At 40.6% G+C, this 13,118-nt stretch carries 10 protein-coding genes and 6 tRNA genes; 15 read left to right on the top strand and 1 reads right to left on the bottom strand.

What is annotated here, in order from left to right; genetic code table 11:
• The first annotated feature begins 250 nt into the window (after positions 1–250).
• The 15 genes from CDZ94_RS13785 (at position 251) to rlmH (ending at position 11,798) form a co-directional block, all read left to right on the top strand.
• A tRNA-Lys gene (locus tag CDZ94_RS13785) sits at positions 251–326 on the top strand.
• A 26-nt stretch (positions 327–352) separates the two neighbouring features.
• Positions 353–427, top strand: a tRNA-Glu gene (locus CDZ94_RS13780).
• A gap of 153 nt (positions 428–580) precedes the next feature.
• Positions 581–657: transfer RNA gene (locus CDZ94_RS13775), tRNA-Met, on the top strand.
• Between the two features lie 94 nt (positions 658–751).
• A tRNA-Asp gene (locus tag CDZ94_RS13770) sits at positions 752–827 on the top strand.
• Between the two features lie 4 nt (positions 828–831).
• Positions 832–907 (top strand) — tRNA-Phe (locus tag CDZ94_RS13765).
• 13 nt (positions 908–920) lie between these two features.
• Positions 921–996, top strand: a tRNA-Thr gene (locus CDZ94_RS13760).
• Between the two features lie 373 nt (positions 997–1,369).
• Entirely contained in the window at positions 1,370–2,842 is a 1,473-nt protein-coding gene (locus CDZ94_RS13755) for a peptidoglycan DD-metalloendopeptidase family protein (protein WP_096437978.1), read from the top strand.
• Positions 2,843–3,219: 377 nt separating this feature from the next.
• Positions 3,220–3,927: a response regulator YycF gene (gene yycF, locus CDZ94_RS13750; RefSeq protein ID WP_096437976.1), complete on the top strand. Its 708-nt coding sequence runs from the start codon at positions 3,220–3,222 to the stop codon at positions 3,925–3,927.
• Between the two features lie 4 nt (positions 3,928–3,931).
• Positions 3,932–5,752: a cell wall metabolism sensor histidine kinase WalK gene (gene walK / locus CDZ94_RS13745; protein WP_096437974.1), complete on the top strand. Its 1,821-nt coding sequence runs from the start codon at positions 3,932–3,934 to the stop codon at positions 5,750–5,752.
• Positions 5,752–7,137, top strand: a complete 1,386-nt coding sequence (locus tag CDZ94_RS13740; protein WP_096437972.1) for a YycH family regulatory protein — start codon at positions 5,752–5,754, stop codon at positions 7,135–7,137. Before walK ends, CDZ94_RS13740 begins: the two co-directional genes overlap by 1 nt.
• Positions 7,118–7,897, top strand: a complete 780-nt coding sequence (locus CDZ94_RS13735) for a two-component system regulatory protein YycI (RefSeq protein WP_096437970.1) — start codon at positions 7,118–7,120, stop codon at positions 7,895–7,897. The genes CDZ94_RS13740 and CDZ94_RS13735 overlap by 20 nt, the downstream gene beginning before the upstream one ends.
• A 27-nt stretch (positions 7,898–7,924) precedes the next feature.
• Complete coding sequence (locus CDZ94_RS13730) at positions 7,925–8,725, top strand: MBL fold metallo-hydrolase (RefSeq protein WP_096437968.1); 801 nt, start codon at positions 7,925–7,927, stop codon at positions 8,723–8,725.
• A 736-nt stretch (positions 8,726–9,461) separates the two neighbouring features.
• Positions 9,462–10,682: a S1C family serine protease gene (locus CDZ94_RS13725; protein WP_096437966.1), complete on the top strand. Its 1,221-nt coding sequence runs from the start codon at positions 9,462–9,464 to the stop codon at positions 10,680–10,682.
• Between the two features lie 405 nt (positions 10,683–11,087).
• On the top strand, positions 11,088–11,249 hold the full coding sequence (locus CDZ94_RS13720; RefSeq protein ID WP_321196062.1) for a CxxH/CxxC protein: 162 nt from the start codon (positions 11,088–11,090) through the stop codon (positions 11,247–11,249).
• A gap of 69 nt (positions 11,250–11,318) precedes the next feature.
• Positions 11,319–11,798 (top strand): 23S rRNA (pseudouridine(1915)-N(3))-methyltransferase RlmH, encoded by a 480-nt coding sequence (rlmH, locus tag CDZ94_RS13715; RefSeq protein ID WP_096437962.1) that lies wholly within the window; start codon positions 11,319–11,321, stop codon positions 11,796–11,798.
• Positions 11,799–12,014: 216 nt separating this feature from the next.
• Here rlmH and CDZ94_RS13710 read toward each other — a convergent pair whose 3' ends face one another.
• On the bottom strand, positions 12,015–12,875 hold the full coding sequence (locus tag CDZ94_RS13710; RefSeq protein WP_096437960.1) for a hypothetical protein: 861 nt from the start codon (positions 12,873–12,875) through the stop codon (positions 12,015–12,017).
• Between the last annotated feature and the right edge of the window lie 243 nt (positions 12,876–13,118).

Genomic DNA, 13,118 nt, shown 5'->3' with positions numbered 1-13,118 from the left:
AGAATCTATTCTGCACAAAAACAATTTTATTCTACACAAATACTACACAAATACTCATTAATTCTACACCTAAGCGCTCCACAGTATTTAATTTTAAGGTTTTTTTCTCAACGATTATTGCTTTTCTGATTAAGATTCGTTATTGTTGATAAGGATATTTGAGGGTAGATAAAAAACTTTAAATTATTTTTGTGATTTCTATTGCATTGTTTCTTGAACGGTGATATTATATATCTTGTCGCCAAGAAATGAGCCATTAGCTCAGTTGGTAGAGCATCTGACTTTTAATCAGAGGGTCGAAGGTTCGAGTCCTTCATGGCTCACCATTTTCTTTTCTTGCTTAATTTCTTGTGGCCCGTTGGTCAAGTGGTTAAGACACCGCCCTTTCACGGCGGTAACACGGGTTCGAATCCCGTACGGGTCACCATTTCCTTCAAGTAGTTGCTTTCTTTAGAACTTTAAGGTATAATAGAAATTGTTCCTTCACATACTAATAAAGTGAACGAAAGTGGAAAAGGTTTTTACTTGATGTAGGGTTTACACATCATTTGAATAGCATCATCCATATGCTATGTAACGTCGCGGGATGGAGCAGTCTGGTAGCTCGTCGGGCTCATAACCCGAAGGTCGGAGGTTCAAATCCTCCTCCCGCAACCAATTTAAAATCTAAAGACCGGCATATTTTTTTTGGGAAAATAGCCGGACAAGCTGGTTAAGTTTGATAGAGTATAAAATACATATTTTTGGTCAAGGTCCCGTGGTGTAGCGGTTAACATGCCTGCCTGTCACGCAGGAGATCGCCGGTTCGATCCCGGTCGGGACCGCCAGAGTGGCTCGATAGCTCAGTCGGTAGAGCAGAGGACTGAAAATCCTCGTGTCGGCGGTTCGATTCCGTCTCGAGCCACCATTTTTTTATACTCGCTGGCCTAGCTCAATTGGTAGAGCAACTGACTTGTAATCAGTAGGTTGGGGGTTCAAGTCCTCTGGCCAGCACCATATTAAATAAACGTTACACCTATCTTGCAGCAGCAGGGTAGGTTTTTTGTTTGTATAATGCTCTTTTGTTGGCAGTTGTTTTTGAGTTTTTCAAATCAAGTGATCGTGGAGGGCAAATTCATTTATTCGTATCATCATTTGAGTTGAAAAAACGCTCAAAAACAACAAACTTTAGCCATAAACATAGCACGTTCGTACGAGAAAGGACACTGAACGCTGTTTTTTTACATAAAATGACACGAATAATACAGTTCTTTTACAGTTTTGTCACATTAGTCACGACAGTTGTCACTTATGGTAGAATGACTACTGAAAGAAAATAGGTACATTTACTTAAACTTTCATTTAAGGAACAGCCCATTAGGAGGATCTTATGCTTACTTTAGCCCAGGAATCCAACCAAGAGATTGGTCAACATAAACGATACATACGACATTTCATATTAATAGTATTAACGACACTATTTACAATTGGAGTTTCTGCACAAGTCAGTGCGGATCACAGTTTAGAAGAAGATGAATCAGAAGGTCTGACGACGGTTTATCATGTTTATTATGGAGAAGAGCGCATTGGTTTTGTGAGTCATGAAGAAGATGTGAATGAGCTCATAGATTCAGAGATTGAAAAAGTTGAAAAAGACTATGAAGATCTCGTTCTTACGACGTCGAAGGAAGTCGACGTTATTCCCGAGCGCGTATTCCAGGCTCGTGTAATTAATGATGTGACTCTGGATAAATTAGCCGATCTAATAGAAGTGAAAGCCGAGGCTCTTGCACTCACAGTTGGAGATGAAGAGGCAGGATATTTAAGTGCAGAACATGATGTTGAAGATTTTGTTGAATACCTCAAGTTACAATATGTAAGTGAAGAAGAGCTCGAAGCATTTGAGAATGATGAAGAAGACAACAATCTTGAAGTAGGAAATTCAAAGCTTCTTGATGTGAGCGTATCTGAAGAATTTGAATATGAAGAAGTCCTTGTTACGCTTGAAGATATTCAGTCTAAAGAAGACTTAGTTGAAGTAATGGAAACAGGTGCGGTTCAAGAAGCGGAATATGAAGTTGAAGAAGGGGATGTTCTCGGTTCAATAGCTGCAGATCATGACCTTTCAGTAAAAGAATTATTAGACGCAAACCCGGGAATGGATGATGATACACTCATTCAAATTGGTGATACTATTCAAGTGACAGTTCAGGAACCATTATTACATGTCGTTGTTGAGAAAGTGTCAAAAGACGAGGAGTCAATCCCTTATCAAACAAAGACAGAAGAAGACGACAGTATGGATAAAGGTAAAACAGAAGTGAAACAAGAAGGAAAAGAAGGAAAAAAGGTCGTTCAATCAAAAACGATTATGAAAAACGGTCAAACATCCTCAAGTGAAGTTATAGATGAAGAAACAGTATCTGAACCGGAAGACCGAATTGTGGTTAAAGGAACAAAGGAAGTTCAACAAACAACTTCACGAGGTAGTGGACAGCTTGCATGGCCTGCGGTAGGTGGCTATATTTCCAGCTATCAGGGTACACGGTGGGGAAGATTCCACAAAGGGATTGACATTGCGCAACCATCAAACCGTGACATTCTCGCTGCTGAGGGTGGAACAGTCACATCTGCTAGTTATGAAAACGGATATGGTAACACTGTGAGAATCAGTCACAGTAACGGATTGGAGACTGTTTATGCTCATTTAAGTGACATGAGTGTAAGTTCGGGTCAGAGTGTTTCTCGCGGTCAACAAATTGGAACGATGGGACAGACAGGAAATTCGACAGGTATTCATCTTCACTTTGAAGTATACAAGAATGGAAGTCTTGAAGACCCGATGGACTATTTAAATAGATAACTACGTCCTTAACCCTCTTATCAGTCTTAAAGATAAGAGGGTTTTTTTGTTGTACGCTAAGAAGGTCTAGCTGTTTTTCTGTAGACTGGTAAAAGTTGCGCAAGCCTTCTTGTTTTACCACTTGGTGCAGGTTTATTCCTTGATTGGAACTGTGATAGAATGTAAGAGGATAAGTCTATATAAAGGGAAACTCAAAAGGTTTTGGGAAAATAGCTGACATTTGCACTGGACGTTGTGATGATTTAAACCAACGTCCTTCTAAAAGGAATGCTACTCGGTTATTCTGACTGTTTCTCTTTACTTCTTTTTTGAACACGCAATATATAGAATTGACACGTTCACTATAAATGCATATAAAAATGAAGGCTGGTGAAATAATGGACAAGCAACTAATTTTAGTGGTTGATGATGAACAACCGATTGCAGATATTTTAAAATTCGGACTTGAAAAAGATGGTTTTGATGTCGTTTGTGCTTATGATGGAAACGAAGCGATTGAAAAAGTAAAAGAACACGTACCAGATTTAATATTATTAGATATTATGCTTCCATATCGTGATGGAATGGAAGTGTGTCGTGAAGTAAGAAAAACCTATGATATGCCAATTATTATGCTTACAGCAAAAGATTCTGAGATTGATAAGGTACTGGGATTAGAGCTTGGAGCAGATGATTACGTCACGAAACCTTTTAGTACACGGGAGTTAGTTGCTCGTGTGAAAGCCAATTTGCGACGAAATCAAAAAGTTCAGGAACCAGAGCAAGATAATAAAGACATTCAAGTCGGTCCTCTGCTGATCCAGCCAGATGCTTACCTGGTTACAAAGCGTGGTCAGCCTATTGAGCTGACTCACCGTGAATTTGAACTTGTCTATTATTTGGGGAAACATTTAGGGCAAGTTATGACGCGCGAACATTTACTACAAGCCGTTTGGGGATATGATTATTTCGGTGATGTCCGTACGGTTGATGTGACGGTACGACGTCTGCGTGAAAAAGTAGAGGACAATCCAAGTCATCCAACGTGGATCGTTACAAGACGTGGGGTTGGTTATTACTTGCGTAACGCCGACCAGGAGAGTTGATTGCATGAAGAAAATCCGCTTTTATAAGTCAATACATGTAAAGATTGTGATTATTTACGTGTTGTTGATTTTAATTGCGATGCAGGTCATCGGAGTTTATTTTACGAAACAAGTGGAAGAAAGACTCGTCGAAAACTTTGAAGATATGCTTGATGAACGAGCGAGTCTACTAGTATATAACGTTCAGCAGGAAATGTTAGAGGAACGTGGGGAAGATGATCCGACATTAGAAACTGAGATCAGCGCTGTTTTAAGAGAGCTTTTCCAAGTCCAGGATGCTGACGCACAGGTAATTGACCAAAACCGTGTAATTATCAGTACCTCAAACATAGCTGATAGGAATACCATCGGACAACGGACAACGGAATCGAGGGTCAAAAGAGCTTTGATCGGCGCTGATAATGCCAGTATTATGCGTGATTCTCAAACTGGAGAGCGAAAGCGCGTCATGGCCGAACCGGTAATGGATGAGGAGCAAAATGAAGTCATTGGTGCGATTTATATTGAAGCTTCAATGGAAGATATCTACGCACAAATGCAGCAAATTAATCAGATTTTAATGACAGGAACAATAATGGCATTATCGATTACGGTTATTTTAGGGGTCCTTTTAGCACAAACGATCACAAGACCGATTGTGGATATGAAAAGACAAGCTTTAGTCATGGGGAAAGGTGATTTTTCACGAAGCGTAACAGTATATGGTGAAGATGAAATCGGTCAATTGGCGTTGGCATTTAATGATCTGACAAACAAGCTTCAAGATGCGCATGCGACGACAGAAGGAGAGCGAAGAAAGCTTTCATCCGTTTTAACGCATATGACAGATGGCGTTGTGGCTACAGACAAAAACGGGAATATCATCCTGATGAATCGGCGAGCAGAAGAAATGCTGAACCGGAAACAAGAAGAGACATTAGGTGAAAAGCTGACAGATGTGTTGAATTTAAAGAGCCTAATTAAATTAAATGAATTGTATCAATACAATGATTCTCTTCTCCTGGACTTTGATTCTCCTGATGATGAAGTCTTCTTAGAAGCACACTTTTCTGTTATTGAAAAAGAGAATGGGGAGCAAAATGGCCTCATTGCTGTTCTTCATGACGTGACAGAACAGGAAAAGATTGAACAAGAACGTCGTGAGTTTGTGGCAAACGTCTCACATGAGCTACGTACGCCACTCACTTCAATGAAAAGCTATCTTGAGGCATTGGCAGACGGTGCCCTTGATACAGACGTGGCACCACGCTTTATTAATGTGACTCAAAATGAAACAGAGCGAATGATCCGTCTTGTTAATGATCTTCTACAGCTGTCCAAAATGGATAGTAAAGACTATAATCTCACGTTGAATTCCTTGAATTTAACGTCATTTGTCGAACAAGTGATTGATCGTTTCGAAATGTCGACCAAAAATCAGGAAATTACGTTTAAACGTAACATACCGAGTGAGCCGGTATTTGTATATGGAGATCGGGATAAGCTGACACAGCTATTAGATAATATCGTTTCAAACGCCATTAAATACTCACCGGAAGGCGGAACGATTACTTGTACGGTGAAAGTTGATAAAAGGCGTGTGATCATTAGCGTTCAAGACGAAGGCGTAGGAATTCCGAAAGACAGTATCCCTCACGTCTTTGATCGTTTTTACCGAGTGGATAAAGCAAGAACCCGGAGCTTAGGTGGAACCGGCCTAGGTCTAGCGATTGCAAAGGAAATTATTCACGCCCACGGTGGAGATATTTGGGTAAGCAGTGAGTGGGAGAAAGGTACCCAGATGTCCTTTAGCCTTCCGGTTCCAGAGGAGGCGAAAGAAGCGTAATGGCCATAGAGCATTTCAAAACTGCATTGTTGTGGGTATTGATTCTCACAAGTGTTGGACTTACTTATTCAATCTGGACGTTTCAGCCTGAATTTAGCCCCTTGGAACCGCAAGATTCGATTGAAAGTCCTGAAATTGGAGAAGAAGCAGGGATCGAAAACTTAGTCACACCTTCAAGTATTGTAGTACATGATGACGATTTGCATTATTGGCTGGAGCCAGATGAGATCCGGTTTCAGGCTCAAATGGATGCATTAACAGAGATTGAATTTCAAAAGCCACGTGATATATCCATTAGTCGCGTCCCGTTACTAAATCAGGAGGACAGAGCAGTCGATTATACGTTTTCTGCTCCTATTCCAAAAGAAGTTATGGAAAGTATGTTTAACTTTGAGGATGATTTTTTTCCTTTAGAGTCGGTAGACCGAATTTACTTGTCACAAAGCAATACATCCTCCCGAAGTGAAATTCTTGCTCGTTTTATTTCATTCGAAGAGGAAAGTATTGTTCAAGCTGATACGAATTTAACAGCGGGTAACTTGGCAGCACTTTATGAGGGAGAACAAAACCATTTATATTTAGCAGAGGGGATTTCTTTTGAAGAGGGGCTTTTTAACTATGCTTATCTCCCCGAAGATCCTCCGTCCATGAAGAAGCTGACGTTTAATACATCACCGATAAGTGAGCAATCATTTATTCGGATTTTCTTTAGTGATCCTGATTTTGTGCAAACCTATTCGAGGGGGAGCAGAGAACAATCGTATACGGATGGAACTCGATTTTTAAATGTTTCACTGAGTACGTTGGGGAATGTCTTTGAATATAACTATCCCGTTGTCCGTGATAATGCCGACGAAAACGAAAATCATATTGTAACTACAGCGTTGGATTATGTGAATGCCCATGGTGGTTGGACAGAATCGTATACAATGGATAACTGGCAGCACACTGATATCACTGAAACGATCCGATACCGGTTGCTTATGGAACAATTTCCTGTTTTAAACGGCTCAGCAAATCAAGATCTCTATTTTACGAAAGAAGTCGCACGTACAGGTACGCAATTTGAGAGATTTGAGCGTCCTCTGTTTAAGCTGGACTCCGATCCATTAGGTAACGATGATATGGTGCAACTAGAACCGTTAGATGACGTATTGGATTTTCTCTCTTCATCTGAATTATTTGATGAAGAGGACGTTGCAAATATCCGAATCGGCTATTATATGGACAATACAGGTTCGCTCGTCATTTTTTCACCGAGCTGGTTTGTTTACATGAACGGGCAATGGTCAACATTTGATGAGTTGGTCGAGCGAGAAGAAGAGTATTTGGAAGAAGATTTAGTACCAGAAGGAGGTTCGGAAGATGGATTGGAGCAGGGCTAAAACAATCTTTATCGTGACCTTCCTTTGTTTAAATGTCTTTTTAGGTTTTCAACTCATTGAAAAAAGAAATGAGAGTAATATTAATGTTCAAGCTCAAGTGACTCTACAGGAGCGTTTAGAGGAAAACAACATTCGACTTGCTATAGAAGAACCTGAGCAGACGAAAATGGGTTACCATATCACTGGAAAACCGAGAGACTTTGATGAAGAAGAGCTGCAAAATAATATAAATAATCAAGACGTGAGCGTTCGATTGGATAATCATATTCTTTTTTCTTCACTAGAGGAACCATACCCTCTTAGGCCGGCAAATCTTTCTGCTAGTGTAGACGCATTTTTGTCAGATAATATGATGTTTGGTGATGAGTATGTTTTCGGTGAGTATGTGGAAGAGGATGGCGAAATTTTGGTGTACCAGACGTACAACGATCAACCGTTAAACTATTTGGAAAGTGAATATGCCCACGCACGATTGCTAGTGAATGAGGATATGGAAATCGAATCCTACTCCCAGCGATATCTGGAGGTTACAGCTCATACCGACCGAGAACAAGAACTCATTACTCCTATAAAAGCCATCGAATTACTGATTAATGAAAATCAAATCGGTACGGACGTGGTCATTGATGATGTTGAGATCGGTTACTATAATATTCACCAGGCAGACATTGATGCTCCAGAATTTTTCGCACCAATGTGGCGTATAGATGTGAACGGAAAAGACCGTTTCGTGAATGCGCTGGACTGGAGTATCCCATAGATTGAATCAATTGGAGTGACAAGCATTATGAGCTTACGTTTTAGTGTACTTGCAAGTGGCAGTACTGGAAATGCTATCTATGTTGAAACAAACAACCAAAAAGTGCTCATTGATGCTGGATTAAGCGGCAAGAAGCTCGAGGAATGTTTTGAAAAAAATCAGCTCGATCCTTCCGAATTGAACGCTCTCTTAATCACTCATGAGCACAGTGACCATATTAAAGGCGCCGGGATATTTGCCCGGCGCTATCATTTGCCGATTTATGCGAATACAAAGACTTGGAATGCAATGGATCATATGCTCGGAAAGCTTTCAACTGAGCAAAAGTTTCATTTTGAACTAGAAGATACGAAGACGTTTGGAGACCTTGACATTCAATCGTTCGGCGTCTCTCATGACGCAGCTGAACCGATGTTTTTCACGTTTCATCATGAAGGTCGAAAGCTGTCTTTGATTACAGACACCGGGTATGTTAGCGAGCGGATGAAAGGGATTGTCGGCGATGCTGATGCTTACGTATTTGAGTCTAATCATGACATGGATATGCTTAGAATGGGCCGTTATCCGTGGAGTGTAAAACGGCGGATCTTAAGCGATGTCGGTCACGTTTCAAACGTGGACGCAGCTCACGCAATGGCCGATTTGTTAGATACAAACGATAAGGCAACAAATATCTATCTCGCTCATTTAAGTAAAGATAACAATATGAAGGACTTGGCACGCATGACGGTCGAACAAACCCTTGAAGAACGTGGCTATCAAGTAGGTAAAGCATTAAAGCTCTATGACACCGACCCAATGCAGCCAACAGTGTTGGCAGAGGTCTAAACCGGTAAACCAAATTCCTTTTTCTAGTTTCATAGATGACTAAAATGCATCAAATTGGGAAATCGTATAGTTGTATGGAAAATTATCGAAAACCGTACGTAAGAATAGACGGTAGCTGTTGTTTTTTATAAAATATAAACACTAGCATAAGAAATTTCACACAAGACTTTCCTCATGAACGAGAGTCAAAACGAGGCTATAATAGACAGCTGGTTCTTCTTTAAAAGAAACTGTTCAAAAAGTCTGGGAGCACTAAGCCCTGACACGTTACTCAAGCTTCGTGGTCTTTTTTGTACTTTAAGTGCGTGTTCAAAATGGAGCATAACATAAAAAGAGCCGAGTAGGTCGAGGCGGCGAAGTTTTCGAGCACCAGAGCGACGAACAAGACATCATAGCGATCACTACAAGCTGTCTCGACGGATATTCTTCGTATCGTAACTAGTAGAGAAAGAGACATCTGGTGTTAATACGTGAGGAGAGAAATAAGCCAACGAGCTTCCCCAGGCTGGGATGACTTCTGCGTTCGCCACAGGACGTGGCGGTATTTAGCAGAAGACCCTATTCTCCGACGGCTATTTTTAGCGGACTTTTTGAACATGCTCTTTAAGGAAGTTTAACTTCTCTAAAGGATAAAAGTATAAGTGCAACTAGAGCTTCCATCATTAAGGTTTCGTGGCAAGCCGAGTTTTCTTTAAATTAAGTACTTATACAAGACAGATTAAAGGAGGTTCAACCAATGGGGTACTATGATAGTCATCAGCCAAGTCGACAAAAAGAAAAAGGTTCTTCAAAAAAAGTCGGTATTTCATCGTTTGTAGGTGCCATTCTAGGTGCACTCATCGTCGTTTTTTCGGTCCCAGTTTTAGCGAATAACGGTCTTTTACCATACAATGTCGCTCCAAAAGGGGAAGATGCAATGGAAGCGATGGTCGGTGAAGAAACCGAGACGGTACCGGAGCTTCAATCCGTCGATGTCTCCATTAGCTCAGAAGTAATTGATGCTGTTGATAAAGTAAACGATGCAGTCGTGGGTGTCGTAAATGTACAGCAGTCTTCCGGTCATAATTTTTGGGAGCGAAGTGGTGAAGGAACAGGATCTGGTGTGATTTATAAAAAAGAAGAGGATCGTGCATTTATTGTAACGAACCAGCATGTTATAAACAATGCACAAGAAATTGACGTCACGCTTTCTGACGGCTCGAGAATACCCGCTGAATTAGTTGGAGAAGATGTCTTAACCGATTTAGCTGTTTTAGAAGTAGAAGGCGATAAAATAGACACTGTCGCTGAATTCGGCAGCTCTGACACGCTTCGTGCAGGTGAGCCTGCGATCGCGATCGGAAATCCGCTATCTTTTGAAGGCTCAGTGACACTGGGGATCATTAGTGCTATTGAAAGAAGTGTTCCCGTTGATTTAAGTGGAAATGGGCAGCCTGACTGGAACGCAGAAGTCTTACAAACAGACGCCGCGATTAACCCTGGAAACAGCGGAGGTGCGTTACTCAATCTTCAAGGCCAAGTCATTGGAATTAACTCAATGAAAATTGCTCAACAAGCAGTAGAAGGTATCGGTTTTGCAATTCCATCTGCGATTGCTATGCCAACCATTGAAGACTTAGAAGAGCATGGGGAAGTCCGTCGTCCACAAATGGGTGTGATGATTCGCTCACTTCAAGAAATTCCGAGCTTCCATTGGCGAGATACCCTTGGACTACCTGAAGATGTCTCAGGTGGCGTTTATGTCGAAGGAGCCGAGCCGGACTCACCAGCTGCAAACGCAGGTCTTCAAGAAGGTGACGTTATCGTGGCGCTCGATGATACAGAAATGAAAGACGCTCATGATCTCCGAAAATTCCTCTATACGGAAAAATCGATCGGTGACTCGATGGAAGTAACATACTACCGGAACGGTGAACGCCAAACGGCAGATTTGACACTTGAGCAGCAAATATTTTAATTAATGGTTTTTGCAAACTATACGAAAACTGCTTTAAATAGAATAAAAAATCAGAGGACGTGTTCCTCTGATTTTTTTCGTTCTACTTTAAGAAAGTTTAAACTACAAGTGCAAGCCAAGTAAAAGGTAAGGGGAACGTTTCGAGCTTTTTACGAACAGGTTCAAGGTACAACTAAGGGAAAGTTGACGAATTTCGGCATTTACTTGGCGGAAAGCGTTCATTTCTATACAATAGAAATTAGAGCAATCCACAAGACATGGAATTGTGGATAAGTTATATGGATATCATTTCCCATAAATCTGAAAACAGAACGGAGAGTAAGGGTTGTGGGAAAATAGTTATCCACACAGCAGTGTTGATAACTGAAAATAAAGAGTAGAAATTCAAGGATACTGGAGGTCTAGATGATGTATTACTGCTGTGAAGAACACATAGATATGGCGATAGAGGATATTGTCGATTATTATGCACTTCCGCCAAAAATCGACAAACTCACAGATGAAAAACAGTTGTCCACAACCTGTAATTACTGTAGTAACAATGCTTTTTATCAAGTCGACAAATAACTCCACAGAAAAACTGTGGAAATGTGGATAACTATTGTGGAAAAACTTTTTGAGAGGAGTTATACACCTGTGAATATCACAATTATAACCGTCGGAAAACTAAAAGAAAAATACTTAAAGCAAGGCATCCAAGAATACACAAAGCGCCTCTCCGCCTACGCCAACATGCAAGTCGTCGAAGTCCCCGACGAAAAAGCACCTGAAAACATGAGCGAAGCCGACACCCTCAATGTCAAAGACAAAGAAGGCCAACGTATCCTCGCCAAAATCAACCAAGACACCCACGTCATTGCTCTCGCCATTGAAGGCAAGAAATGGACATCTGAACGACTCGCTAAAGAACTCGACAGCCTCGCAACATACGGAAAAAGCAAAATAGCGTTTGTAATCGGCGGATCAGTTGGGTTGAGTGACGAGGTCTTGCAGCGGGCTAATGGAAAGTTGTCTTTCTCCGATATGACCTTCCCCCATCAGTTAATGAGGCTGATTTTAGTGGAGCAGGTGTACAGGGCGTTTAAGATTAATCGGGGTGAACCGTATCATAAGTAAAGGCAAAGTGTGGAGTGGAGGTTATTATAGGGAAAGATATGTTAGAACAAATAATAGGTTAGAAAGCAATAATAAACCTTTGAATTTTTTTGATTGAAGCTCCTGGTTATTGAACCATGCGGTGTCAGAAGCAAGCGGGGTTTTGAGAAGGGGAGGGACACAATTCAATTATATAGGATTCCCTTATACTCGATTTAAGATTACGACACTCTGATTTTAACCAATAAACTTAAAATAATCGATTGCTTTTGATGGATAGACGCCTTCTGTGTTGAGCCATGTCCAATAAAAATCTTCCCTTTTTTTGCCGATTATTCCGTTGATAAGAATTCCTGGCGTTACCATATTACATGGTATTCCGGTTATCTGATAAGTTCGACCAGAGTCTAGATCGTTAGCTGTTATAATTTCCTCGTATACTTCTGTAATTTGGAACACACTATGAACTGATTCACTGCATTTATTGAGATTAATTTCTAGTGTGGCTATATCTTCTGTAACATTCCAGTCGTTGTGGTGGATGCGTGGAAATTCACACAAAAAGAGGTGGTTTAATAGCTGTTCACACCTTTTAAGTTCGGGAGCGGCCTCTTCTGCATACTTATCAACTAAATCATACCAGGAAGTTCCTACTCGCTGGTCGAGCCATCGGAAAAACCTTTTTAGCTGTAACAGAAATATTTCTGAATCGTTTTGCTTGGTGGTAATTTTCATATGGTGGGGGTAATGTCCGAATATTAATTCTTCTAAGAATGAAGGGGGGCAGTCTTTCCACGAGTTTGGGCAATCTTCTTCCAGGTTATCGGTTAGATGTTTGGCAAAGATACGGAGAAATTCGTTAACTTGTTCAATGGATCGTCTTTCTTGCTTATATGCGATTAAATCGTCTCCGTAAAAATCTACTAGACCACGGTATCGCATATCAAATTGAGAACTGATTTGGAGTTTTTCTAAAAATACCTGTTTTTCGCCTGGGTCAGAAAATGGCTGCAAAGTTACCCTTACTTCAGGCTTCCCTTGGCAACAATTTTCCTTGACCAGTCCACTTCCACAAGTACAAAAAGCTGTATTCTGCATATTAACATCATCTACTTTCTATTAAATTTTTTTAAAAAAGGGAAAATAAACAGGATGGTTGTTAGGGGTGGATAAAATCGGAGGTATATCCTTATTTTATCATATCATTCTAGAATTGGAAGTATATTTTTGAAATTTCGGAAAAATAACGAAGTAATAACAAAACGGTATTTTATTAAGACTCTTTTCTAAAAGATTGTAGCTATTTGTTTTTTGAGCGTTAGCCAAGCACATGCTTGCCCT

This window comes from Alteribacter populi (assembly GCF_002352765.1).
GTDB classification, from domain to species: domain Bacteria; phylum Bacillota; class Bacilli; order Bacillales; family Salisediminibacteriaceae; genus Alteribacter; species Alteribacter populi.
Note: the sequence above shows the minus strand (reverse complement) of the source record. Positions and strands in the feature narration are given on the sequence as shown.

What these genes read in the sequence shown, in the direction of transcription:
- CDZ94_RS13755 (WP_096437978.1), top strand. Translation starts at nt 1,370, where the DNA reads ATGCTTACTTTAGCCCAGGAATCCAACCAAGAGATTGGTCAACATAAA.
- yycF (WP_096437976.1), top strand. Translation starts at nt 3,220, where the DNA reads ATGGACAAGCAACTAATTTTAGTGGTTGATGATGAACAACCGATTGCA.
- walK (WP_096437974.1), top strand. Translation starts at nt 3,932, where the DNA reads ATGAAGAAAATCCGCTTTTATAAGTCAATACATGTAAAGATTGTGATT.
- CDZ94_RS13740 (WP_096437972.1), top strand. Translation starts at nt 5,752, where the DNA reads ATGGCCATAGAGCATTTCAAAACTGCATTGTTGTGGGTATTGATTCTC.
- CDZ94_RS13735 (WP_096437970.1), top strand. Translation starts at nt 7,118, where the DNA reads ATGGATTGGAGCAGGGCTAAAACAATCTTTATCGTGACCTTCCTTTGT.
- CDZ94_RS13730 (WP_096437968.1), top strand. Translation starts at nt 7,925, where the DNA reads ATGAGCTTACGTTTTAGTGTACTTGCAAGTGGCAGTACTGGAAATGCT.
- CDZ94_RS13725 (WP_096437966.1), top strand. Translation starts at nt 9,462, where the DNA reads ATGGGGTACTATGATAGTCATCAGCCAAGTCGACAAAAAGAAAAAGGT.
- CDZ94_RS13720 (WP_321196062.1), top strand. Translation starts at nt 11,088, where the DNA reads ATGATGTATTACTGCTGTGAAGAACACATAGATATGGCGATAGAGGAT.
- CDZ94_RS13710 (WP_096437960.1), bottom strand. Translation starts at nt 12,875, where the DNA reads ATGCAGAATACAGCTTTTTGTACTTGTGGAAGTGGACTGGTCAAGGAA.